Source organism: Micromonospora qiuiae (genome assembly GCF_016863555.1).
Taxonomy (GTDB): Bacteria; Actinomycetota; Actinomycetes; order Mycobacteriales; family Micromonosporaceae; genus Micromonospora; species Micromonospora qiuiae.
In genome coordinates, this window is sequence record NZ_BOPC01000037.1 from 26924 (window position 1) to 49705 (window position 22782).

20 protein-coding genes and 1 tRNA gene are annotated in these 22782 nt (G+C 70.2%); 8 read left to right on the plus strand and 13 right to left on the minus strand.

Features of this window, described 5'->3' with window-relative positions; genetic code table 11:
• Positions 1 to 94: 94 nt before the first annotated feature.
• Together Vqi01_RS14445 and Vqi01_RS14450 are read right to left on the minus strand one after the other, a co-directional pair.
• The gene (locus Vqi01_RS14445; protein ID WP_204035299.1) at positions 95 to 2302 is read right to left on the minus strand and encodes a (Fe-S)-binding protein; all 2208 of its coding nucleotides are present in this window, start codon (positions 2300 to 2302) and stop codon (positions 95 to 97) included.
• Between the two features lie 283 nt (positions 2303 to 2585).
• Positions 2586 to 2849, minus strand: a complete 264-nt coding sequence (locus tag Vqi01_RS14450; protein WP_204035300.1) for a cell division protein CrgA — start codon at positions 2847 to 2849, stop codon at positions 2586 to 2588.
• 220 nt (positions 2850 to 3069) lie between these two features.
• Here Vqi01_RS14450 and Vqi01_RS14455 point away from each other — a divergent pair, with 220 nt between their 5' ends.
• The 4 genes from Vqi01_RS14455 to Vqi01_RS14470 are packed head-to-tail and all read left to right on the plus strand — an operon-like array spanning position 3070 to position 6655.
• Positions 3070 to 3870 (plus strand): DUF881 domain-containing protein, encoded by an 801-nt coding sequence (locus Vqi01_RS14455; RefSeq protein WP_204035301.1) that lies wholly within the window; start codon positions 3070 to 3072, stop codon positions 3868 to 3870.
• Positions 3871 to 3877: 7 nt separating this feature from the next.
• Positions 3878 to 5695 (plus strand): class E sortase, encoded by a 1818-nt coding sequence (locus tag Vqi01_RS30750; RefSeq protein ID WP_239098396.1) that lies wholly within the window; start codon positions 3878 to 3880, stop codon positions 5693 to 5695.
• Positions 5696 to 5697: 2 nt separating this feature from the next.
• Entirely contained in the window at positions 5698 to 5997 is a 300-nt protein-coding gene (locus Vqi01_RS14465; RefSeq protein ID WP_204035302.1) for a hypothetical protein, read from the plus strand.
• A gap of 7 nt (positions 5998 to 6004) precedes the next feature.
• Positions 6005 to 6655 carry an aminodeoxychorismate/anthranilate synthase component II gene (locus tag Vqi01_RS14470; protein WP_204035303.1) on the plus strand — a complete coding sequence of 217 codons (651 nt, stop codon included), beginning with the start codon at positions 6005 to 6007 and terminating at the stop codon, positions 6653 to 6655.
• 166 nt (positions 6656 to 6821) lie between these two features.
• On the opposite strand, the gene pknB is transcribed toward Vqi01_RS14470, so the two are convergent.
• The 7 genes from pknB to Vqi01_RS14505 are packed head-to-tail and all read right to left on the minus strand — an operon-like array spanning position 6822 to position 15825.
• Positions 6822 to 8642, minus strand: coding sequence for a Stk1 family PASTA domain-containing Ser/Thr kinase (pknB, locus tag Vqi01_RS14475; RefSeq protein WP_204035304.1), 1821 nt, complete (start codon positions 8640 to 8642; stop codon positions 6822 to 6824).
• Positions 8643 to 8647: 5 nt separating this feature from the next.
• The gene (locus tag Vqi01_RS14480; protein ID WP_204035305.1) at positions 8648 to 10072 is read right to left on the minus strand and encodes a serine/threonine-protein kinase; all 1425 of its coding nucleotides are present in this window, start codon (positions 10070 to 10072) and stop codon (positions 8648 to 8650) included.
• A 1-nt stretch (position 10073) separates the two neighbouring features.
• Complete coding sequence (locus Vqi01_RS14485) at positions 10074 to 11579, minus strand: peptidoglycan D,D-transpeptidase FtsI family protein (RefSeq protein WP_204035306.1); 1506 nt, start codon at positions 11577 to 11579, stop codon at positions 10074 to 10076.
• The gene (locus Vqi01_RS14490) at positions 11576 to 13066 is read right to left on the minus strand and encodes an FtsW/RodA/SpoVE family cell cycle protein (protein ID WP_204035307.1); all 1491 of its coding nucleotides are present in this window, start codon (positions 13064 to 13066) and stop codon (positions 11576 to 11578) included. The genes Vqi01_RS14485 and Vqi01_RS14490 overlap by 4 nt, the downstream gene beginning before the upstream one ends.
• 27 nt (positions 13067 to 13093) lie before the next feature.
• Complete coding sequence (locus Vqi01_RS14495; RefSeq protein ID WP_204035308.1) at positions 13094 to 14572, minus strand: PP2C family protein-serine/threonine phosphatase; 1479 nt, start codon at positions 14570 to 14572, stop codon at positions 13094 to 13096.
• Positions 14569 to 15057, minus strand: coding sequence for an FHA domain-containing protein FhaB/FipA (locus Vqi01_RS14500; RefSeq protein ID WP_204035309.1), 489 nt, complete (start codon positions 15055 to 15057; stop codon positions 14569 to 14571). Before Vqi01_RS14500 ends, Vqi01_RS14495 begins: the two co-directional genes overlap by 4 nt.
• Before the next feature lie 6 nt (positions 15058 to 15063).
• Positions 15064 to 15825 carry an FHA domain-containing protein gene (locus Vqi01_RS14505; protein ID WP_204035310.1) on the minus strand — a complete coding sequence of 254 codons (762 nt, stop codon included), beginning with the start codon at positions 15823 to 15825 and terminating at the stop codon, positions 15064 to 15066.
• 255 nt (positions 15826 to 16080) lie between these two features.
• Between Vqi01_RS14505 and Vqi01_RS14510 the strand changes: the two genes are divergently transcribed.
• From Vqi01_RS14510 to Vqi01_RS14520, 3 genes are all read left to right on the plus strand, one after another.
• Positions 16081 to 16166 (plus strand) — tRNA-Leu (locus Vqi01_RS14510).
• A 65-nt stretch (positions 16167 to 16231) separates the two neighbouring features.
• Complete coding sequence (locus tag Vqi01_RS14515) at positions 16232 to 17347, plus strand: NAD-dependent epimerase/dehydratase family protein (protein ID WP_204035311.1); 1116 nt, start codon at positions 16232 to 16234, stop codon at positions 17345 to 17347.
• Positions 17344 to 18141: a WecB/TagA/CpsF family glycosyltransferase gene (locus Vqi01_RS14520; protein WP_372444359.1), complete on the plus strand. Its 798-nt coding sequence runs from the start codon at positions 17344 to 17346 to the stop codon at positions 18139 to 18141. The genes Vqi01_RS14515 and Vqi01_RS14520 overlap by 4 nt, the downstream gene beginning before the upstream one ends.
• Before the next feature lie 55 nt (positions 18142 to 18196).
• Here Vqi01_RS14520 and Vqi01_RS14525 read toward each other — a convergent pair whose 3' ends face one another.
• Entirely contained in the window at positions 18197 to 20071 is a 1875-nt protein-coding gene (locus tag Vqi01_RS14525) for a S8 family peptidase (protein WP_204035313.1), read from the minus strand.
• A gap of 221 nt (positions 20072 to 20292) precedes the next feature.
• On the opposite strand from Vqi01_RS14525, the gene Vqi01_RS14530 reads away from it, so the two are divergent.
• Positions 20293 to 20895 carry a hypothetical protein gene (locus Vqi01_RS14530; protein WP_204035314.1) on the plus strand — a complete coding sequence of 201 codons (603 nt, stop codon included), beginning with the start codon at positions 20293 to 20295 and terminating at the stop codon, positions 20893 to 20895.
• Here the strand turns inward: Vqi01_RS14530 and Vqi01_RS14535 are convergent.
• The 3 genes from Vqi01_RS14535 to Vqi01_RS14545 form a co-directional block, all read right to left on the minus strand.
• A complete protein-coding gene (locus tag Vqi01_RS14535; protein ID WP_204035315.1) occupies positions 20863 to 21267 on the minus strand; it encodes a hypothetical protein in 405 nt (134 codons plus the stop codon). The two genes, Vqi01_RS14530 and Vqi01_RS14535, sit on opposite strands and share 33 nt — an antisense overlap.
• A 203-nt stretch (positions 21268 to 21470) precedes the next feature.
• Positions 21471 to 21692 (minus strand): DUF397 domain-containing protein, encoded by a 222-nt coding sequence (locus Vqi01_RS14540; protein ID WP_204035316.1) that lies wholly within the window; start codon positions 21690 to 21692, stop codon positions 21471 to 21473.
• Positions 21662 to 22543 (minus strand): helix-turn-helix domain-containing protein, encoded by an 882-nt coding sequence (locus Vqi01_RS14545; RefSeq protein ID WP_204035317.1) that lies wholly within the window; start codon positions 22541 to 22543, stop codon positions 21662 to 21664. Before Vqi01_RS14545 ends, Vqi01_RS14540 begins: the two co-directional genes overlap by 31 nt.
• Positions 22544 to 22782 lie beyond the last annotated feature (239 nt).

Sequence of the window (22782 nt, forward strand, 5' to 3'; positions counted from 1 at the left end):
TCGACCATTGTCGCAACAGTTATCTACGCCAATACGTAAACGGGACACGGCGACACCGTCCAGGCATCGCCGCACCCCGCGTACGGACCCTGGGTCAGCCGCCGACCGGCTCCTGCTCCGGGGCGGCCGGGTGCTGCCCGGGCTTGACCGAACGCAGCAAAACGCTGGCCACATCGACCACCTCGACCTGCTCACCGGCGCCCTTGCCATTCACCCCGTCGGTGAGCATGGTCGAGCAGAACGGGCAGCCGACCGCCACCGTCCGCGCCCCGGTGGACATGGCCTCCTCCACCCGGTCCACGTTGATCCGCTTGCCGATGCGCTCCTCCATCCACATCCGGGCGCCACCGGCACCGCAGCAGAAGGAGCGCTCGCTGTTGCGCGGCATTTCGATGACACCGCCGCCGGAGCCACCACCGATGGCGCTGTCCAGCACCTCACGCGGCGGGGTGAACACCCGGTTGTGCCGGCCGAGATAGCACGGGTCGTGGTAGGTCACGCCGCCGTCGACCGGCTGCACCGGAGTGAGCTTTCCGGTGGCGACCAGGTGAGCCAGCAACTGGGTGTGGTGCACCACCTCGAACTCGCCGCCGAGCTGGCCGTACTCGTTGCCCAGCGTGTTGAAGCAGTGCGGGCAGGTGGCGACGATCTTGCGCTTGGCCTTCTCCCGGCCCTCGAACGCCTCGTTGAGGGTTTCGACGTTCTGCTGGGCGAGCATCTGGAATACGAACTCGTTGCCGATCCGCCGGGCCGGGTCGCCCGAGCAGGTCTCGCCCTCGCCGAGGATGGCGAACGAGACGCCCGCCTCGTTCAGCAGCGTGGCCACCGCCCGGGTGGTCTTCTTGGCCCGGTCCTCGAACGCGCCGGCGCAGCCCACCCAGAACAGGTACTCGAAGTCGTCGACCTCGCCGACCCGGGGGACCTCGAAGTCGAGGCCCTTGGTCCAGTCCTCCCGGGTGTTCTGCGGGGCGCCCCAGGGGTTGCCCTTGTTCTCCAGGTTGCGCAGCATCACGCCGGCCTCGGACGGGAAGCTCGACTCGATGAGCACCTGGTAGCGGCGCATGTCGACGATGTGGTCGACATGCTCGATGTCCACCGGGCACTGCTCGACGCAGGCACCGCAGGTGGTGCACGACCAGAGGACGTCCGGGTCGATCACGCCGCCCGCCTCGGCGTCACCGATGAGCGGCTTCTCCGCCTCGGCCAGTGCCAGCACGTCGACGTGGGCGAGCTGCGCCGCGGTGGCCTTTTCCTCGCCGGTCAGGTCCTTGCCGCCGCCGGCCAGCAGGTAGGGCGCCTTGGCGTACGCGTGGTCACGCAGGCTGAGCACCAGCAGCTTCGGAGACAGCGGCTTGCCGGTGTTCCAGGCCGGGCACTGCGACTGGCATCGGCCGCACTCGGTGCAGGTGGTGAAGTCCAGCAGGCCCTTCCAGGTGAACTGCTCGACGTGAGCGACGCCGAACTGGTCGGACTCGGGGTCGGCCTCCTCGAAGTCCAGCGGCTTTCCGTCGCTCATCATCGGCCGCAGCGCGCCGAGGCCGGAGCCGGCCGCACCCGGCTCGCGCTTGAAGAAGATGTTGGGGAAGGCGAGGAAGCGGTGCCACGCGACACCCATGGTGACGTTCAGCGAGATCACGATGAGCCAGGTCATCGAGATGGCGATCTTGATGAGGGCGGCGATGCTGACGCCGGCCTCCCAGTCCGGCAGCCCGGAACCGACCGCGTGGCTCAACGGGGCGGCCCAGGCCGGGTACTCGAAGTGGTCGGTGGCCACCTTAAAGCCGCGGATCAGGAAGCCCATGATCAGCACGGCGAGGACGACCGCCTCGACGAAGTAGCCCTGCCACATGGTGGAGCCGGTGAAGCGCGACCGGCGGCCGGGCCGGTTCGGCCGGTTGGCCAGCCGAATCGCGATCAGCACCACGATCCCGACGATGCCAAGGATGCCGATCCACTCGGTGACCAGCCCGTAGAGCGCCCAGCCGCCGATCAGCGGCAGCCCGCCGGTCGGCGACACCACCTCGAAGTACGCCTCGAGCACCAGCAGCGACAGCACGATGAAGCCGACCATCACGAACCAGTGCGCCGCCCCCACCACGCTCCACCGGAGCATCCGGGTGTGCCCGACGGTCTCCGCGAGCATGGTCTTCGTGCGGCGGCCAAGGTCACCGGCTCGGGACGGGTCGGGCTGACCCAGCCGGATCACAGCCACCATCTTCATGACCGCACACACCGCAAGCCACACCGCCACGGCGGTGATGGCGGCCGCGAGGATCGTGGTGACGATCTGGACGCTGCCCATCGAGTTGGCCCTCCCGGTCTGCTGCCTGTCGAGCGGGCGTGGCGACCGGATCGAGCACGATCCGCCGACACCACCGCATCGTCAACCGAATCAGTCGACGATCTCGCTCCACTGGGTCATGCAGTGCAGCGTACGCGCAACGTTACCCGACAGTAACGTGAGCCTTATCGCACCTGGACGGGCCCATCTCGCCCTGCGTCGACCTTGGGAGGTCCGCGGCATCGCTCGTCGGGCAGCCTGAGGTGACCTGCCGGTTACGCTCGGCGCGCCCGTTGGCCGCCGCTCAGCGCCAGCGGGAGAGCAGGATCAGCGAGGCGACCATGGCGCCGAAGCCCACCGCGAGGTTCCAGTAACCCAGCTCCATGACCGGGTATTCCTGCTCGGAGAGGTAGTAGACCACCAGCCAGCCGATCCCGAACACGATCAGCGACACCGCCGAGACCGGCAGCCAGAGCGGGCTGGGCTTGCGCGTCGCCGCTGTCGCCGTCGGGCGGACGTCCGTGGGCGGGGTGTACACCTTCTTCTTGCGGACCTGAGACTTGGGCACGACGCTCTCCAGAGGGGTTACGACCTCGTCCGGCCTGACAACCGGGCGCGAGGGCGACGGTCCATGGCCAATAATGTTCGAGAGCTAGCGTAGTCCGGAAGGCTCGTCCAATCCACGAATGGGGCCAGACAGGTGCCGGGCAACCCGGAAACGGACTGCCGACGGCGCTCGATCCGACCGCATCCCGCGGGCACGACAGGTGGGGAAAGGGGAACGGTCCGTGGAGTACACGTCCGGCGCAGCCTCGTGGCAGAAGGCGCTGCGACGCCTCGTCGCCGGGTTGCTGCCTCGCCGGCCGTGGCAGCGCCGACCGGGCTGGTCGATCGGCGTACCGTTGATCGCTGCCGCCGCCGGCCTGCTCTTCACCACCACCGCCACCACCGCTGGCGGCACCGCGCTGCGCGAGGACCGACGTCCCCAGCTCACCGAACTCATCGAGGACCGGCGGGCCCAGGTGGCCGCCAACGAGGAACGGGCCGCGAGACTGCGCCGGGAGGTCGAGAGCCGCACGACCGATCTCGCGGATTCCGACGGCCCGATCAGGGAGCAGCAGGAGCGCTCTGCCGCGAGTCTCGGCGCCGCTGGCTTCACCGCCCTCACCGGTCCAGGGCTCACCGTCGAGCTCAACGATGCGCCGCAGGTCGGCAGCCTGCCCGAGGGAGTCGAGAACGACGACCTGGTCGTCCATCAGGGCGATGTCCAAGCGGTGGTCAACGCGCTCTGGGCGGGCGGCGCCGAGGCCATGTCAATCATGGACGTGCGCGTCCTGACCACCAGCGCGGTACGCTGCGTGGGTAACACCCTCCTGCTGCACGGGCGGGTGTACTCCCCACCTTTCAAGATCGTAGCAATTGGCGATCCCGCCGCGCTCCGGCAGGCCCTCGCCGCTTCCGAGGGAGTCCGGTGGTTCAGGGACGCGGTCGACAACTACCAGCTCGGCTACTCCGAGAAGATCTCGACGGTCACCGTTCCCGCCTTCGAGGATTCCACCACCCTGCGCTCCGCGACCGTGCTGAAGTGAGGCCGCAATGAGCCAGCAACCAAACGGCCGGCACCGCGACCAGACCGGCGAGTCCACCGCCTTCCTGCCCAAGGTCGAGCGAGCAGAGCCCGCCCCGGTCCCTCCGCGTCCGACCCTGCCGTGGCCGGACGACCAGGTGGCACCGCGCCCCGCGCCGGGCCGGCAGCAACACCCGGCGACGGAGCAGTGGGGCAGGGCGCCCGACCCGAGCCTCGCCCCTGCCAGCTGGCGACCGGCCACGAGCGGTGCCGACCAGCGCAACGGCGCCGGCTCGACGGCCGGCCAGCCCGGCCCTTTCGGCGAACCGACGCCCTGGCGGGACGCCTTCCGGCCGAGCCGACCCGAGCAGCCGCCGCACGCCGCGCCGGGGCGTGAGCCGGGATGGATTTCCCAGGGCACGCAGCCGCTGTCCGGGCAGCCGAGCCACGGCCAACCGCAGGCCGTACCGCAGTCGTACGCCGCGCCGCCCGCGCACGGTGCTCCGCTGAGGCCCGGTGCGCCGTCGGCGCCCACCGCACCGCAGCCGCAGGCCCAGCCGTCGGCACCCACCGCACCACAGCCACAGGCACAGCCGTCGGCACCCACCCCACCGCAGCCGCAGACCCAACTGCCGTGGACGGCGCCGGCCCGGGCGGCGGAGGGCAACGGTGGCCACGGTGGCGAGCCTGCGCGGCATCCCACCGGCCGTGCCGGCGGTCAGGGCGGCTGGTCGAACGACGAAGGTGCGACCGCGCTGATACCGAAAATCAGCGACACCAGGACCAACCCGCCGTCGGACCTGGGCCGGTCGGGCGAGGTGCGTCGCCCGGACCCGACCGGTGCACCAGCCCTGGCGAACCAGCAGACCAGCCCGACCGCTTCGACCCAACAGACCGGACCGGCAACGCCGGGACGGCCGCTGGACCCGGCAGCCACCGCGCTCATTCCGGCCGTCACCGGGGTCAGGCCGGGCAGCCAGCCCGCGCTGGACTCGACCGCCCTGATGGGAGCGGTGCCCCGGCCACCCCGGGAGGAGGAGCCGTCGGACGAGGCCGACCGCTCCGCCGAGCAGCCCAAACCGCGTCGGGGCGACCGGGTTGTCCAGTTGCGCGCGCAGCAGGTCGACGAGGGATACAAGAGCATCTACTCGGAGCTGACCCGTCCCTCGGTCTGGTCTCGGGTCCGTACCGGCCTGCGCTTCGGTGGCGAGCTGCTGATCACGTTCGGCCTGGTGGTGCTCCTCTTCGCCGGTTACGAGATCTGGGGCAAGTCGGCGATCGTCGACGCCCACCAGGGCGATCTGAGTGAGCAACTGGCTCAGGCGTGGGGGCCCGAAGGCGACCCCACGGTGGCGCCCTCGGCGAGCCCATCGAGCAAGCCGAAGCCGCCGGTGCACGGCAAGCCGATCGCCCTCCTCGCCATTCCGAAGCTCGACAAGGAATGGATCGTGGTCGAGGGCGTCACCCAGAAGGACATCCGGTACGCCCCGGGCCACTACCCGGACAGCGCCATGCCGGGTGAGGTCGGGAACTTCTCCGTGGCCGGGCACCGGAACCGGGCCACCTTCTGGCGGCTGGACGAGCTGCGCAAGGGAGACCCGATCCTCGTCGAGGGCCGCAACGAGTGGTACGTCTACCAGGTCACCGACAGCCTGATCGTGAAACCGTCCCAGGTCGAGGTGGTCGCCCCGGTCCCCGGCCGGCCGGGCCAGAAGCCGACCAAACGTATGCTGACCCTCACCACCTGCAACCCGAAGTTCGACAACTATCAGCGGTTGATCATTCACGCCGAGTTGACGCGTACCCAGCCGAAGTCCGAGGGACGCCCGGCAGAGCTGGGAGCCTGACCATGTACGCCTGGATCTGGCGCAAACTTCCCTTCGGGCTGCCCGGCAAGCTCGTCGGCAGCCTGCTGCTCGCCACCACGATGGTGGCGCTGCTCTGGTACGTGGTGTTCCCGTGGGCGGAGCCGCTGCTGCCCTTCACCGGTAGCGACGTGCAGGTCACCGAGGATTCCGGAGTGCCCGGCGCGCCTGGCGACGGGGTGCCCGGCGGGGATCCGGCCGACGACGCGCCGGCCGACGACGAGCACGACCTGCCGTACGACACCGAGCGGAACAACACGGCGCCATCGGACGAGGACGGGTGAGGCGGACATGCGCGTCCTGGTGATCGACAATTACGACTCGTTCGTCTTCAACCTGGTGCAGTATCTCGGCCAGCTCGGCGTCGACTGCGAGGTGCGACGCAACGACGAGATCGAGGTGACCGAGGTGGGCCGGGTCGGTGCGGCCGGCGTACTGCTCTCACCGGGGCCGGGCACCCCCGACCGGGCCGGCATCTGCCTCGACCTGGTCCGTGCGTACGCCGGCAAGCTGCCGATCTTCGGCGTCTGCCTCGGCCACCAGGCGATCGGCAAGGCGTTCGGCGCCACCATCGCGCGCGCCCCGGAACTGCTGCACGGCAAGACCTCGCAGGTCCGGCACGACAACACGGGTGTCCTCGCCGGACTGCCCGACCCGTTCACCGCGACCCGCTACCACTCCCTCGCGGTGCTGCGCGAGACGCTGCCACCGGAGCTGGAGGTGACCGGCTGGACGGACGGCGGGATCGTGATGGCGATGCGTCACCGCACCCTGCCGATCGAGAGCGTCCAGTTCCACCCCGAGTCGGTGCTCACCGAGGGCGGCCACCTGATGCTGGCCAACTGGCTCGCCGGCTGCGGTCATCCGGAGGCACTGGAGAGGGCTCCCGCGCTGGCCGCCGAGGTCGACGCCCGTCGCCGCGCCGCCTTCGCCGCCAGCTGAAATCGGGTCTCGGTCCGGGGCGACCGGCAACAGGCGGGGCGTCATCGCCTTGATCATCGCCGATCGCCGTTTCGCCGTAATGGCGGTGTCCCGACCGCTCAGACACCGCCATACCGACGAAACGGAGTTGCTGGTTGACGCCTGGAGAGGGCTGGCCGGAGGCCCCTCAGCTGTCGGGCAGGCGGAACGGCGGGAGGGGCGGCGAAATCTGACCGCCGCCGCCACCGCCACCGTCGTCGCCGTCTGGCGGCGGGGTCGTGGTGGGCGTGCCGGTCGGCGGGGTCTGGGTCGGCGGATCCGGATCCTCCGGCTCCTCCACCGACACCACGATCTTCACCTTGCTGCCCTTGGTCTGCCGGGAGTTGGCGTTCGGGCTCTGATCGACGACCCGGCCGGCCTGAGCGGCAGGCACCTCCGGACCGAGCACCACATCGGGGACAAAGCCCGCGTTGCGCAGTTGCCGCTTCGCCTCGGCCTCGGTGAGGTTTACCACGTTCGGCACCTGGACTACGTTGCCCCTGGAGACGGTGAGCGTCACCTTGGTCCCCTCGGCTACCTTCTCGCCCTCGGGCGGGTCGACCTTGAGCACCAGACCGGCCGCCTCAGCGTTGTCCTCCTCGACGGTCTTGACCTCGAGGTTGAGTTCATCGAGCCGTTCCCGGGCGCTGTCGACCTTGCTGCCGACGAGACCGGGCGGGATGGTCACCTCGGGTTTGCCGCCGCAGATGCGGACGGTCACCGTGCTGTTCGGTGCCACCCGTTCCCCGGCTTGCGGGGTCTGGCTGGTGACCGTGTCCTTCTTGCAGTCCGAGGTGAACTCCGGCTCACCGCGCGCCGGCTGGAGGCCGTCCTGCTGGATCCGGTCGAACGCCTCCTGCTCGGTCATCCCGGTGAGCGTCGGCACCGGCACGTCCGGCGGCTCCCGATCGTTCAGCAACAGCGCGGCGACCAGGGCGATCACCGCGAGCACGCCGAGCGCGGCGAAGACGGCGATCAGCCACGACGAGGCCCGGCGTTGGCGCGGGTCGCCCACCCGGGCCGGGATCTGCCGGGTCTGCGTCGCGCCGGCCGACGGATGGCTCGGGGTCGCGGCCATCGCCACGGTCTCGTCCTCGCGCATCACCGGGGTCGCCATCACCGGCCGGCCGGCCGCCGCGCGGAGCAGGTCCGCCCGCATCTCGCCGGCGCTCTGGTAGCGGTTGAGCGGGTTCTTCGACAGCGCCTTGAGCACGATCGCGTCGACCGCCGGGTTGACGTCCGGGTTGAGGTCGCTCGGCGTCGGCGGGGCCTCCCGCACATGCTGGTACGCGACGCTCACCGGGCTGTCGCCGACGAACGGCGGGTGACCGCAGAGCAGCTCGAACAACACGCAGCCGGCCGCGTACACGTCGGAGCGGGCATCCACCGCCTCACCCCGGGCCTGCTCCGGGGAGAGGTACTGTGCGGTGCCGATGACTGCGCTGGTCTGCGTCATCGTGGTGGCGCCGCTGGCCAGCGCCCGGGCGATGCCGAAGTCCATCACCTTGACCTGGCCGGTCTGGGTGAGCATCACGTTGCCGGGCTTGATGTCGCGGTGGATGATGCCGTGCCGGTGGCTGAACTCCAGCGCCGCGCACATGTCGGCGCAGATCTCCAGCGCGCGGCGGGGCTGCAGCCGGCCCTCGGCGCCGAGCACCTCCTTCAGGGTGCGCCCGTTCACGAACTCCATCACGATGAACGGGAGGGTTTCGCCGGTGGGGGCCTGCTCCTCCCCGGTGTCGTAGACGGCGACGATGGCGGGGTGGTTGAGCGAGGCGGCGTTCTGCGCCTCCCGGCGGAAGCGCATCTGGAAGGTGGCGTCACGGGCAAGATCCGCCCGCAGCATCTTGATCGCGACATCCCGGCCGAGTCGCAGGTCGCGGCCGCGGTGCACCTCGGCCATGCCGCCGTACCCGAGCAGCTCGCCGACCTGATACCTGCCACCGAGCAGGCGGGCCTGGGCTGTCATCGCGTCTATCGTCCTTCGCTCGTGATCGTCTCGTCGCCGTCCGGTCGGAGCTGATCCAGTCGACGGTACGCCGTGCCGGCCGGGTCGTCTCGTCCGTCCGGCCGCAGCGCCTCAGAGGTCACCGCCGACACGGATACCCCGCCCGGCATGACATTGAGGCTGTTCCGCAGTTTGTAGGAAACCACGCCGGAGCAGACCACGACCAGTACGCCCAGCACGATGACCAGGAACACCATTCCGGATCGCGACCGCTTGGGCGCATTCCGTGACGAAGTGGGCTGCGGGGAGTAGGCCGACGGGACCGTGGCCGCGCCGCGTGGATAACCGGCTGCCGCCGGAGCGACCACCGTAGGGCGCGGCGGCTGCGCCACCGGCGGACGGTTCAGTGGCTGCGCCACCGGCGGACGGTTCGGCGGCGGTGCCGTGGCCGGCCGGTGTGGCGCCACCGGCGCGGCCGGGCTGACCAGCGGTGCGGCGCGCGGCGGCACCTGAGCCCGGCCGGGAGCGGGAGACGCTGGCGCGGCCGAGATCGGCGCGGCCCGGCCGGGGGCCGGCGATGCCGGCGCGGCCGAGATCGGCGCGGCCTGGCCAGCGCCCCCCCGGGCCTGCCGGGACAGCGCCGCCTTCAACTGCCGGGCCGCCCCGGCGAGGACCGCGGCGCTCTGCCAACGGTCCTTCGGGTCCTTGGCCATCGCCCGCTCGACGAGCGCGCAGACCTGGGGCGGAATGTCGGAGGGCAGCGGCCTGGGGGTCTCCCGGACGTGCCGCATGGCGATGTCGAGGGGGTTGTCGCCCTCGAACGGCCGGCGCCCGGCGAGGCACTGGTAGGCGACCACACCGAGGGCGTAGACGTCAGAGGCGGGGGTGGCGACCTGACCGGTCGCCTGCTCCGGCGAGATGTACGAAGCGGTGCCGAGCACCGAGCCGGCCGCGGTGAGCTGCCCGACGAGCTCGGAGCGGGCGATGCCGAAGTCGGTCAGCACCAGCGTCCCGTTGGGGCGGACCAGCAGGTTGCCGGGCTTCACGTCGCGGTGCACGATGCCCTTGACGTGGGCGGCGTGCAACGCGTCGGCGGCCTGCGCGACCAGCGCCATGGTCCGGGCCGGGGTGAGCCGGCCAACCCGGCTGAGGGTGGCCGACAGCGGGTCACCCTCGACGTACTCCATGATCAGGAAGGCGATGTGCTGGTCGTTGCCGAAGTCGTAGACGTCGACCACGCCCGGGTGGTTGATCGTCGCCATGGTGCGGGCCTCGCCCCGGAACCGCTCGGCGAACCCCGGCTCGTCCAGCAACGCCGGGAGCAGGCTCTTGACCGCCACCGTACGGCCGAGCACCTGGTCGGTGCCGCGCCACACGTCGCCCATGCCGCCGCTGGCGATCCGCTCGTCGAGGCGGTACCGGTTACCGAGCTGCACTCCGGGACTGAGCATGTCAGCGACCCCCGGGCTCGGCGATGACGGCCCGCATGATCTGCCCCGCGATCCGGGCGGCCTCGGCGCTGCCGCCGCTGCCGGCCTCCTCCAGCACCACGCAGACCGCAGAGACCGGATTGCCGTCGGAATCGAGCGCGAAGCCGATGAACCAGCCGTGGTCGGGCCGGTCCGGCGCCGACTGAGCGGTACCGGTCTTGCCACCCACGGTGTAGCCGCTGATCTGCGCGTTGCGGCCGGTGCCGTTGCGCACCACGCTGACCATCATGTCCCGCAGGTCCGCGGCGACCTGGCCGCTGACCGGCCGGCGCAGTTCGCCGGGCTTTGCGGTGTCGTAGACCGTGGTGCGGTCCGGCGCAAGCAGCTGGCGCACCAGGTAGGGACGCATCTGGCTGCCGTTGTTGGCGACCGCCGCCGCGATCATGGCCCCCTCCAGCGGGGTCATCCGCACGTCCCGTTGCCCGATGGAGGACTGGGCCAGCGCCGCCGGGTCGGCACCGCCGTCCGGGTTCTCCATGCTGCCGGTACGGCTGGCGGCGACGGAATGACCGCCCTCACCGAGCCGGCCGACCGTCAGGTCCTCCTGCTCGAAGCCGAACTCCTGGGCCTTCTTCTTGATCACGTCGGGGCCGAGCTGCACGCCGAGCTTGGCGAAGCCGGTGTTGCAGGAGTCGGTGACCGCCTTCATCAGGGTCACCTCCGACTGCGGGCAGATCGACGGCGCGGCGTTGGTGATCGGCTGGCCGGAGGTGGGCGGGGTGTAGCTCGGGCCGGCCGAGATGTTGGTGTCCTTGCCGATCCCGTTCTCCAGCGCCGCAGCGGCCACCACGATCTTGAAGGTGGAGCCCGGGGGCAGCACCTCGGCCAGCGCCCGGTTCCGCAGCGGACGGTTACGGTCCTGCTCCAGCTTGTTGTACGCCGCCTTCGCCTCGTTCCGGCTGTGGCTGGACAGCGGATTCGGGTCGAAGCTGGGCATGGAAACCAACGCCTGCACGGCACCGGTACGCGGGTCGAGGGCGATCGCGGCGCCCTTGTTCGCCCCCCGGTTGTTGTTGCGCAGCTGGTCGTACGCGACGTCCTGGGCCCGCTTCGAGAGGGTGAGCAGCACGTTACCGCCGGCGGTCCGGTCGCCGGTGACCATGTCCCGCAGCCGGTTGACGATGAGCTGGTCGCTGGTGCCGGCGAGAAAGTCGTTCTCGGACCGCTCCAGGCCGGTGGCCGAGCCGTTGACCGGCTCGTACCCGAGCACATGGGCGTACTTTGCGCCGCCCGGGTAGGTACGCAGGTATTTCAGCTCCCCGTCGGTCTCCTTGCTGACCGCCAGGGCGGTGCCGCCCGCCTCGATGTTGCCCCGCTTACGGTCGTACTTGGCGACCTGGACCCGACCGTTGTAGTCGCTGGTGCGGTATTCGTCGGCCTTGTAGGCCTGGATCCAGTTCAGGTTCGCGAAGAGCAGGCCGAACAGGACGATGACCACGACACCGACCCGGCGCAGGGGTGCGTTCACGGCCTGATCACCTCCGTGGGAGCACCGTGCAGCTGCTCGGGCGGGCCGCCGGCGGGGCGGCTCACCTTGCCGCCGACCCCGCTGACCGGGCGACGCCCGGCGTCGGAGACCCGCAGCAGCACCGCGATGATCAGCCAGTTCGCCATCAGCGACGAGCCGCCGGCGGAGAGGAACGGCGTGGTCTGGCCGGTGAGCGGGATCAGCTTGCTGATCCCGCCGACGATCACGAAGACCTGGAGTGCGAGGGTGAACGCCAGACCGCCGGCGAGCAGTTTGCCGAACGAGTCCCGCACCGCCAGCGCGGCCCGCAGGCCCCGTTCGACGATCAGCAGGTAGATCATCAGCAGCGCGGAGAGGCCGAACAGGCCGATCTCCTCACCGATGCCGGCGAAGATGAAGTCGTTCTGCACCTCGGGCAGCAGCAGCGGCTGGCCACCACCCGGCCCGGCCCCGAACAGCCCGCCGGTGCCCAGCGCGAGCAACCCCTGCACGAGCTGGTAGCCCCGGTCATAGGGATCGGCGAACGGATCCAGCCAGATCTCGGCCCGGTGGTAGAAGTTGAGGAACGGTCCCCCCACCGTGCTACCCAGCACGTACGCGAGATAGGCGCCGCCGAAGAAGAGGACCAGGCCGATGAGCAGCCAGCTGACCCGTTCGGTGGCGATGTAGACCGTGGCCACGAACATGCCGAAGTAGAGCAGCGAGGTGCCCAGGTCCTTCTCGAAGACGAGGACCAGCAGGCTGATCACCCAGACCACGAGCACCGGGCCGAGGTCCCGCCCGCGCGGGAAGTCGATGCCGAGGAACCGGTGGCTGGCCAGCGACAGCACCTCGCGCTTGCGGACCAGGTAGTAGGCGAAGAAGACCAGCAGGGCGAGCTTCGCGAACTCACCGGGCTGGATGGTGAAGCCACCGATGCGTACCCACAGCTTGGCGCCGTTGATCTCGGACATGCTGCGTGGCAGCACCGCCGGCAGCATGACCAGCACGATGCCCGCCAGGCCCAGGGTGTACGCGTACCGGGAAATCGACCGGTGGTCGCGCATCAGGGCCAGCAACCCGGCGGCGAGGATCACCGATATCAGCGTCCAGGCCAGTTGCCGGCCACCAGTGCCGGCGAAGGTGGCCAGTTCCGCCCGCTCGGCGGGCGCCGCGTTGGCCAGGTCCAGCCGGTGCAGGAAGCCGACGCCGAGCCCGTTGAGCAGGGCCACCGCCGGCAGCAGGGCCGGGTCGGCGAAGGGTGCCAGGAATCGGATCACCAGGTGCATGCCGAGGAACACCGCGGTGAGCGCGGCGGCCGGCACCCAGAAGGTGGGTGTGACCGTGTCGAGCACCTTCGCCTCGACCATCGCGCCGTACGCGGCGACCAGCGCCATCGCCAGCAACAGCAGCGACAGCTCGGCGTTGCGCCGGGATCGGGCCAGGCGCACGCCGGATCGCTCGCCAGCAGTCGCGGGCGAGGTTGCCGGGGTGGCCGCTGCGGTCACGATCGTCCTCGGTTCGGTAGCCGGCGCCTACTCGGGCGACCGGCAGGCCGCCGGGTCGACCGTGGGCGTGAAGGTGTCGGCGGGCGGGGCGTCCGGCGTACTGGCCGGCGGAGCCACCGATCCGCCGTTGGGCGATGGTGCGACGCTGACCACCGCGCTCGGCAGACCGGCCGGAGCGCTCGGCGAAGCGGCCGGAGCGCTCGGCGAAGCGGCCGGAGCGCTCGGCCCCGCGGATGGCAGCTGGGCCGTGGGGGTGGGGCTCGACGTCGGGCCGGGAGTGGGCGGGCAGATCGGCTTGAGGTTGACGTTGGTCGGGCTGTCCAGCGTCAGCTCCGCCATTCGGCGTTTCGCATCCGGCTCGTTCTTGGCTGGTATGCCCTGCTTGACCTGCTCCTGGGCGGCGAGGGTGAGATCGTCCAGTTGGGCGCTGCTCTTCGAGTGCACGGTCGAGAGATCCATGCCCGCGATCTGGCCCTGTATCCCGCGGAACACGGCTACCTGGCCGTCCTCCGTCGCGCCGACGTAGTACTGCCGCTGGGTGTAGCTCCACCCGACGAAGACTCCGCCGCCGACGATCACCATCAGGGCGGTCGTCATCGCGAGCGCGCGCAGCGGGCGGCGGCGCGCCTCCGGCTCGTCGTCGTTGCCGGCCGGCTCCTCCGGGGTGGCCGGACGGGGGGCGGAGAGCGCCGAGGCTCGGGCGGCGGGCGTGGAGCCGTCGGCCGAGGTCGCCATGCCCCGATCGCGCGCGGCCGCGCCGCCGACGATCGGAGCGGCCTCGACGATGTCGCGGTCGGTCGCGTCGGCGATGATCACGGTGATGTTGTCCGGGCCGCCGCCGCGTAGGGCGAGTTGGACGAGCCGCTCGACGCACTGCTGCGGGTCGGCGTACTCACGCATGGTCTCGGCGATGGTCTCCGCGCTGACCACCCCGGAGAGGCCGTCGGAGCAGATCAGGTAGCGGTCGCCGGTCAGCACCTGGCGGACCGAGTACTCCGGGTCGATGTCGCGGCCGTCCAGGGCCCGGGTGAGCAGCGAGCGCTGCGGATGGCTACTCGCCTCCTCCGGGCTGATCCGGCCCTCGTCGACGAGCATCTGGACGTAGGTGTCGTCCTTGGTGATCTGCGCGAACTCGCCGTCACGCAGCAGGTAGGCCCGCGAGTCGCCGATGTGGACCATGCCCAGCTTGCTGCCGGAGAAAAGGGTCGCGGTGAGCGTGGTGCCCATCCCCTCCAGCTGCGGGTTGGCGTCCACGGTCTCGCGGAGCTGCTGGTTGGCGGTGCCCACCGCAGATCGGAGCGCGTCGACCAGGGCGTCGCCGGGGACGTCCTCGTCCAGTGGCGCCATGGCGCCGATGACGATGTTGCTGGCGACGTCACCGGCGGCCATGCCGCCCATGCCGTCGGCGACGGCGAGTAGCCGCGGCCCGGCGTAGACGGAATCCTGATTTCCGTCTCGGATCAGACCGCGGTCGCTGTGGGCCGCATAGCGCAGGGTCAGAGTCATGGCCGTAATTCGAGAGAGGTGCGGCCGATCCGGATCGGCACGCCGAGGGGGACGGGGGTCGGTCCGGTGACCTTAGCGCGATCCAGGTACGTCCCGTTAGTCGAACCGAGGTCCTCGACGAACCATTGTCCGTCGCGCGGCACGAGCCGGGCGTGTCGCGCGGAGGCATAGTCGTCAGTGATGACGAGCGTGGAATCCTCGGCACGACCGATGGTTATCTGCGCCTCACCCAGAGTGATCCGGGTGCCGGCAAGCTGGCCTGCGGTCACCACCAACTGGTGCGCCGCCCGCCCTCGCTTCACCTTCGCCGGCCTCGCGGTCGCCTGACCGGTCGACGCACCCACCGTGCGGGGCGCGGCCACCAGCCGGCCTGAGCGGGCCCCCGCGAAGAGGTCCCGGCGGATGACACCGACCACCGTGAACACGAAAATCCACAGCAGGATGAGGAATCCGAACCGGGCGACGGTGATGACGAGTTCCGGCAAGGCGGGTCAGCCGTCCACGCGGAAGGTCAGGGTGGTGGTGCCGAGCTGGATCATGTCGCCGGGGTTCAGCGCCACGGCGGAGACCCGCTGACCGTTGACCATGGTGCCGTTGGTCGAGCCGAGGTCGGTCAGCACGACCTGGCCGCCGTCGAAGTCCAGACGGGCGTGCCGTCGGGAGATGCCGACGTCCGGCAGGCGCAGGTTGGCCTGGTCGCCCCGACCGATCACGGTCGAGCCCATCTGCAGGGGGTAGGTGCGGCCGTCACCGGAGACCAGTCGGACGTTGCGCCCGCCGCCGTGACCCGGCGGCGGGCCGTAGCCGCCACCCTGGTCGTAGGCGGGGTAACCGGGCGGGCCGGCGTCGTAGCCGGGCGCCGAGACCGGGGCGACCTCGCCACCGGTGTAGACCTCGGCGGTGACCCGGAACATGCCGGTGTCCAGCCCTTCGCCCCGCTCGATCTCGACGATCACGTCGCCGTAGACCGTCCAGGCCTGCTCACCGATGAACTCCGCCTGCGACTGAGCCAGTTCCTGAGCCAGCGCGGCGGCGTACGGCGCCAAGCGACTATGGTCGTACGGCGAGAGATCGATCACGTAACGGTTGGGCACCAACGTGCGCCCACCAGCCAGGATGGCCTTGTGCGCCTCGGCCTCCCGCTGCATGGCGTTGAGGATCTCCACGGGGTGCACGACCCCTTTGAAGACCTTGGCGAAGGCCCCTTCGACCAGGCCTTCCAGACGCTTCTCGAAGCGTTGCAGCACGCTCACCGGCTCCTCCTCGGGTCCCGAGGACATGATGGTATCGGTCCAGAGCGCACGCAGCTCATACGCCGCTCTGCCAGCAGGCCACAGCCCGTTCGGAGGCTCGGCGATCCTCGTGCTACTCTTTCGTCCGCCACGAACGGTAACCGCTGTCCGCAGCGAATGCCATTCGCGGTGATGACCGGGGCCGCGTAACATGGCCGAGGTCCGCTGGCCACAGCGGGCAACGGCACGGGCTACGCAGTCCGACGGTCGAGCCACGGGGAAGTGGCGGAATGGCAGACGCGCACGGTTCAGGTCCGTGTGCCCGAAAGGGCGTGGGGGTTCAACTCCCCCCTTCCCCACCACAGACGAGGGCTCCGCGGCGACGCGGGGCCCTCGCACCGTATCGGAGCGTTTCGGACGTCAGGCTATGCTCCGATGGTTTCTGCCTCTGACGCACCAGGAGTGGCTCGTGAGTGTCGCATTCGTGACCGGTTCGGGCGGGCTGATCGGCTCCGAGGCGGTCCGGCACTTCGCCGGCCTCGGTCTCGACGTCGTCGGCATCGACAACGACATGCGGCAGGAGTTCTTCGGCGAGGAGGCCTCCACCGCCTGGAACGTCCGCCGACTGACCGACGAACTGGGTGGGGCGTACTCGCACCACAGCATCGACATCCGCGACCGAACCGCGCTCGGCGACCTGTTCAAGCGGTACGCCAGGGACGTGGCTGTGGTGATCCACACCGCCGCGCAGCCCTCGCACGACTGGGCGGTACGCGATCCGTTCACCGACTTCGACGTGAACGCCGCCGGCACCCTCAACGTGCTGCAGAACGTCCGCGAGCACTGCATCGAGGCAGCGGTCATCCACTGTTCGACCAACAAGGTCTACGGCGACCGGCCGAACAGCCTGCCCCTGGTGGAGCTCGAGACCCGGTGGGAGATCGAGCCGGGCCACCCGTACGAGCAGGGCATCCGCGAGGACATGTCGATCGACGCCTGCCTGCACTCGATCTTCGGCGCCTCAAAGGTCGCCGCGGACGTGATGGTGCAGGAGTACGGCCGGTACTTCGGCATGCGGACGGCCTGCTTCCGGGGCGGGACGCTGACCGGGCCGGCCCATTCCGCGACTGAGCTGCACGGTTTCCTGGGCTACGTGATGCGCGCCAACATGGAGCGCCGGACGTACAAGATCTTCGGCTATCAGGGCAAGCAGGTCCGGGACGCGATTCACAGCTCGGACGTGGTCTCCGCGTTCGAGGCGTTCTTCCGCAACCCGCGCTCGGCGGCGGTCTACAACCTGGGCGGCGGCCGGCACTCCAACGTCTCGAACCGGGAGGCCTTCGCGCTGGCCGAGCAGATCACCGGCCAGGAGATGGTCACCGAGTACGTGGAGGCCAACCGGATCGGCGACCACAAGTGGTGGATCGGCTCCAACGAGGCGTTCCAGGCCGACTACCCGGACTGGAAGCAGGTCTACGACGTACCAATGATCATGCGTGAGATCTACGAGGCCAACATGGACAAGTGGGTGCCGGCAGCGTGAGAAAGCGGAATGTCCTCGGCGTTCTGGTCGACGCCACCGACTACGCAGAGGCCACCGAGCAGGTGGTGGCCGCCGCACAGGAGCGTCGGCCGCTGGCGCTGACCGCGCTCGCCGTACACGGCGTGATGACCGGGGTGCTGGATCGGGCGCACAACGCCCGGCTCAATTCGTTCGACGTGGTGACCCCGGACGGCCAGCCGGTGCGCTGGGCGCTCAACCTGTTGCACGGCGCCGGGCTCACCGACCGGGTCTACGGACCGACGCTGACTCTGCACGTGCTCTCCCGCTTCGCCGACGAGGGGCTGCCGGTCTACCTCTACGGCTCGACGGAGGAGACCCTCGCGCGGCTGATCCCGGCGCTGGAGCGGATGTTCCCCGCTTTGAAGATCGCGGGGGTGGAGGCGTCGAAGTTCCGCGCCGTACGGCCGGGTGAGGACGCCGAGATCGCCGACCGGATCAAGGCCAGCGGGGCCCGGCTCGTCCTGGTCGGGCTGGGCTGCCCCCGCCAGGAGATCTTCGCGTACGCGATGCGTCCGCTGCTGGACATGCCGCTGATGGCGGTCGGTGCCGCCTTCGACTACCACGCCGGGCTGCTGCGCCAGCCGCCGCCGTGGATGCAGCGCGCCGGGCTGGAGTGGTTCTGGCGGCTGGGTCTGGAGCCGAAGCGGCTGTGGCGGCGCTACGTGATCCTCAACCCCGCGTACCTGGGCCGGTTGTTCGCGCAGAAGACCGGGCTGTGGAAGGCCCGGCCGCCCGCGCCGGCCACCGAACGGCCGGCCGGGTTCGCAGTCTGACCACGGATCTCGCCACCGGGCCCCCGACTCCGCTGTCGGGGGCCCGGTGCCGATGTCAGAGGGTCAGCGTCCACGTGTTGAGGTAGCCAGTGTCACCGGCGTAGGCGTCGCGCACCTGCAACCGCCAGGTGCCGTTCGCCGCCTCGCTGGACAGGTTCACCTGGTAGGTGGCGTTCACGTTGTCCGCGCTGTCGAAGATGTTGTTGTTCTTCAGCCGGTACGACGAGCCGTCCGGGGCGAGCAGGTCGATGACCAGATCGCCGCGGTAGGTGTGCACGATGTTCACCGCCACGGTCGAGGTCGACGAGGCGTTCCGGTTGCAGCCGGAGATGGTGATCGAGCTGGTCACAGCCGAGCCGGCGTCCGGGATCGTCACGTCGGTGCCGTTGGTCCCGGTGCAGCCACCGCTGCCGCTGCCGGTCACCGTCAATGAGTAGGTCGCGGTCTTCGCGCCGGAGGCCGCGGTGCCCGTCACCGTCACGGTGTACGTGCCGGCCGGGGTACTGGCCGTGGTGCCGATGGTCAGCGTCGACGACCCGCCCGAGGTGACCGTGGCCGGGCTGAACGAGGCGGTCGCCCCGGACGGCAGGCCGCTGGCCGACAGGCTCACCGACTGGGCGGAGCCGTTGGTGGTGGCGGTGGCCACGGTGGTGGTCACCGAGCCGCCCGGTGAGGTGGAGCCGGAGGTCGGGGACACCGAGACTGAGAAGTCGTTGGCCGGCGGTGGGGTGTCGCCGTTGACCACGTGGAGCAGCCGGTTCGGGGTGCCGGTGCCCACGTTGGTGGCCACGTTCGGGGTGGCCGTGTCGACCAGGTGGTTGCGTACCTGCAGCGGGGTCCACGACGGGTTGGTCGAGAGCACCAGCGCTGCCACTCCGGCGACGTGCGGCGAGGCCATCGAGGTGCCGCTGATGGTGTTCGTCGCGGTGTCGTTGGTGTGCCAGGCCGAGGTGATGCTCACGCCCGGGGCCAGGATGTCCACGCAGGTGCCGTAGTTGGAGAAGCTCGCCGCGGCGTCGTTGTTCTGGATGGCGCCGACGGTGATCGCCGGCTCGGCGCGGGCCGGCGAGTAGTTGCAGGCGTTCTGCCGCTGGCCGAACAGGTTGCCGTTGCCGGCGGCGACCGCGTACGTGACGCCGGAGTTGATCGAGTTGACGATGGCGTTGTCGACTGCGGTGTTCGCCCCGCCGCCGAGGCTCATGTTGGCGACGGCAGGCTTGACCGCGTTCGCGGTGACCCAGTCGATGCCGGCGATGACCCCGGCGTTGGTGCCGCTGCCGGAGCAGTTGAGCACCTTCACCGCCACCAGCCGGCTGCCCTTCGCCACGCCGTACGCCGAGCCACCGACCGTGCCGGCGACGTGGGTGCCGTGACCGTTGCAGTCGGTGTTGTTGGAGTCGACCGTGTTCGTGCCCCAGATCGCTCGACCACCGAAGTCCGAGTGGGTGGTCCGGATGCCGGTGTCGATGATGTACGAGGTCACGTTCGCGGCCGTGTTGGGGTACGTGTAGGAGTTGTTCAACGGCAGGTTGCGCTGGTCGATTCGGTCCAGCCCCCAGGACGGCGGGTTCGATTGGGTGGCGGCGATCGACACGGTGTGGTTCTGCTCGACGTACGCCACGGCGGGGTCGGCGGCGATCCGGGCTGCCGCCCTGGCGCTGACCCGCAGTTCGGCGCCGCGGACGGCAGCGCTGTACGTGCGGGCCGTCGCGCCACCGTGCCGGCGCAGCAGCCGGTCCACCGAGGAGCCGACTGTGCTGCGACTGACCTCGCTGTCCTTGAACACGACGATGTAGCTGCCCTCGATGGCTGTGGTGCCGCCGGCACTGCGGATCGTGCCGACCGGCTCGGCGGCCATGGCGGGCGTCGCCGCCGCCACCATGGCCAGCGTGGCCACCGCGACGAGTACGGACCTGTGTGGAAGAGCCATCTTCCTACCTCCCTCCGACCGGCACCGATCGTCCACCCGCTCGTGACAGGCTCATCGATGAATGCCGATCAAAATGAGGGTAGTCGGACGCGTGGAGAAAGATGAACATGTTGGATTCCCCATAACACTGACGCGATGGTTCCCCTAGGGGGAACGGGTACGGGACGAACGGGGGGATGGGCCCGATTCGACGGACGGTGAATCGGGCAAGGCTGAGAGGCATGCAGAGCCATCTCGCCCTCCTGCTCCCGGTCGTCGCCGTGTGGTGGGTCGCCGGCTACCTCGCCGACAGGTTGCCCCGGATGACCTACGCCCGCGGGCTCCGCCGGCACGCCGGCTGGTTGCTCGCGCTGACCCTGGCCGGGCTCGGCCTGACGGTGGCTCTGCCGGTCGCCGGCCTGGCCACCGCCGGCGCGACCCTGGCGGATCGAGCCGCGAGTGGCCTCACGCTGGCCGCGATTCCGGCGCTGGTGGTGGCGTTCTGCACCGTACGCAGGTTGCACCGGCTTCGCGCCGGGGCGGGCGCGCTGGCCGTCACACCCCGGACACCGGCGCCGCACGGGTTGCGAGCCACAGCCGCACACCCGCTGATCGGGCTGCCGTTGCAGGTGACCGGGTTGGCTCTGTTGCCGGGCCTGATCGCGGCGAGCGGCGCCGGCCAATTCGTCGGTCCCGGGGCGATCGGGCCCGCCATCACCGTCGGGGCGCTGGGCGTCGGGGCCATCGGCGTACGGCACGCGCTGCGTCACAATCGGCTCGCCGAGCGGGCCATGCCGGAGCGGTCGCCGGCCTCAGCGCGTCCGGCCGGCGTCCTGCACGTATAGCAGCTCCAGGATCGCCCGGGTCGCCTCGAACCAGCGGTCCAGCCAGCCCGGGGGCGGCACGCTGCCCCTGGGGGGCAACTCCATCATCAGGCCCCGCAGCAGCGGGTGATCCACGAGGGAGCCGCTGTCCGTGGTCGACCAGCCGGACGCCGGGAACGACGGTTCGGTGAGCGGGTTGGGGTCCAGCGACGGCAGGGTGAGCGGCGGCGTGGCCGCCTCGGTCGCCACCGCGCTGTCCCGGCCGGTCGGCTCGGTCTCCGTCGACACCACCTCGGTCAACACGGTGTCCCGGCGGGCGCCGCGGTACTTGCCACCGAACCGCTCCGGCTTTCCCGGCCCGTTGGTGAGGTTCTCTGACCCGATACTCGTCATCGTCTCGCCTGCCTCGTTCGGTTACCCGCCCTGCTCGGGGGGATGTCGACCAGCGCGTACCGACAGGTACAACGAGACGGGCACGTTGTGGCGACGGCGGGGCGACGGATCGCGCGCGGCCGGGCCGTGCGCCGGTCCTCGGCGGACGCACGGGTCCCCGCCCGGCCACGCCGGACGGGGACCCTGCAGCGCTGCCCCGGGAGTCAGCCCCGGCCGAAGGCGCCGTCCCGAGTGCTGGTGACGAAGGCGTGCCAGTCACCCGGGGCGAAGACCAGGGCCGGACCTGCCTTGTCTTTCGAGTCCCGGACTCCGACCGCTCCGGTCACGTAGGCCACCTCCACGCAGTTGTCGCAGTTCGGCCCGCTCTTCGAGCTCTTGAACCAGTTCGCCTGCGTCAGGTCGACGGGGAATGCTTTCGCGGCCATTTCCACAACGGCTCCTCTGCCAGTTTCGCGATGTATCCGACGGACTCCTCCGGACGCATGGCCGCTGCTCGAATGTGATCGAAGATGAAGCTGTACTTCTGTAGTTCGTCGCTCTTCTCCAGGAAGAGCCCACCCGTGGCGTTCTCCGCGTACACGACATCCGGATCACCGGCTTCGGGGAAGCTGAGGATCGTGAAGGTGCCGTCCATGCCGGCGTGCGCCCCCACCTCGAACGGCAGGATCTGTAGCGTCACGTTCGGCATCTGGGCCACCTCCACCAGTCGGCGCAGTTGGTCACGCATCACCGCTTCCCCGCCAACCGGACGGCACATCACCGCCTCATCGAGCACCACCCATAGATCGACCGGATCATCCTGGGTCAACAACGACTGGCGCCCGAGTCGGACACGCACCCGTTGCCGCACCTGCTCAGTGGTGAAGTCGGGGCGGGCGGCGCGGATCATCGCGGTGGCGTAGTCCTCGGTCTCCAGCAGCCCGGGAACGACCTGCTGCTCCCACGCGCGGATCGAACTCGCCGCAGCCTCCAAGCCCACGTACGCCCCGACCAGCACCGTGCTGTACGGATGCCACCAGCCCTTCTGTCGCGCCTCGCGGGCGATCTGCACCAACTCGTCGCTCTCGGGGCCCACCACCCCGTAGATCCCGAGCATGTCCCGGACGTCGCGGGGCGTCGCGGTGGTGTGGCCGGTCTCGATCCGGGAGATCTTCGATGCCGAGCACTCCAAGTGCTCGGCAACGGCCTCGATGGTGATCCCGGCCGCTTCGCGCCGGCGGCGCAGCTCCGCGCCGAGCCGGCGCCGCCGGATGGTCGGGCTGCGCCGCTCGCTCACGGTGTCACCTCTCCGCCTCGACGCGCCGTTCTCACCACCCCGCCTAGGGCGCGACTATTGGGCGGCGGGCGTTCGCGGCAGTTGGGTGGAACCGGTTCGACCCGGCCGCGACGGGCAGAACGGCCCTCAGTGTGCCGTCCAGGCGGTGGCACGTACAAGCGCCGTTTCGCGCGAGCCGCTCACATCTTGGCAAACAGCGACCTGCAACTTGCACAAAGCACGTCCCTGATGCAGTCTGT

Bases quoted from the DNA above. Each gene is read 5' to 3' on its own strand.
- Vqi01_RS14445 (WP_204035299.1), bottom strand. From the start codon at position 2,302: ATGGGCAGCGTCCAGATCGTCACCACGATCCTCGCGGCCGCCATCACC.
- Vqi01_RS30750 (WP_239098396.1), top strand. From the start codon at position 3,878: ATGAGCCAGCAACCAAACGGCCGGCACCGCGACCAGACCGGCGAGTCC.
- Vqi01_RS14465 (WP_204035302.1), top strand. From the start codon at position 5,698: ATGTACGCCTGGATCTGGCGCAAACTTCCCTTCGGGCTGCCCGGCAAG.
- Vqi01_RS14470 (WP_204035303.1), top strand. From the start codon at position 6,005: ATGCGCGTCCTGGTGATCGACAATTACGACTCGTTCGTCTTCAACCTG.
- pknB (WP_204035304.1), bottom strand. From the start codon at position 8,642: ATGACAGCCCAGGCCCGCCTGCTCGGTGGCAGGTATCAGGTCGGCGAG.
- Vqi01_RS14480 (WP_204035305.1), bottom strand. From the start codon at position 10,072: ATGCTCAGTCCCGGAGTGCAGCTCGGTAACCGGTACCGCCTCGACGAG.
- Vqi01_RS14495 (WP_204035308.1), bottom strand. From the start codon at position 14,572: ATGACTCTGACCCTGCGCTATGCGGCCCACAGCGACCGCGGTCTGATC.
- Vqi01_RS14515 (WP_204035311.1), top strand. From the start codon at position 16,232: ATGCTCCGATGGTTTCTGCCTCTGACGCACCAGGAGTGGCTCGTGAGT.
- Vqi01_RS14525 (WP_204035313.1), bottom strand. From the start codon at position 20,071: ATGGCTCTTCCACACAGGTCCGTACTCGTCGCGGTGGCCACGCTGGCC.
- Vqi01_RS14530 (WP_204035314.1), top strand. From the start codon at position 20,293: ATGCAGAGCCATCTCGCCCTCCTGCTCCCGGTCGTCGCCGTGTGGTGG.
- Vqi01_RS14535 (WP_204035315.1), bottom strand. From the start codon at position 21,267: ATGACGAGTATCGGGTCAGAGAACCTCACCAACGGGCCGGGAAAGCCG.
- Vqi01_RS14540 (WP_204035316.1), bottom strand. From the start codon at position 21,692: ATGGCCGCGAAAGCATTCCCCGTCGACCTGACGCAGGCGAACTGGTTC.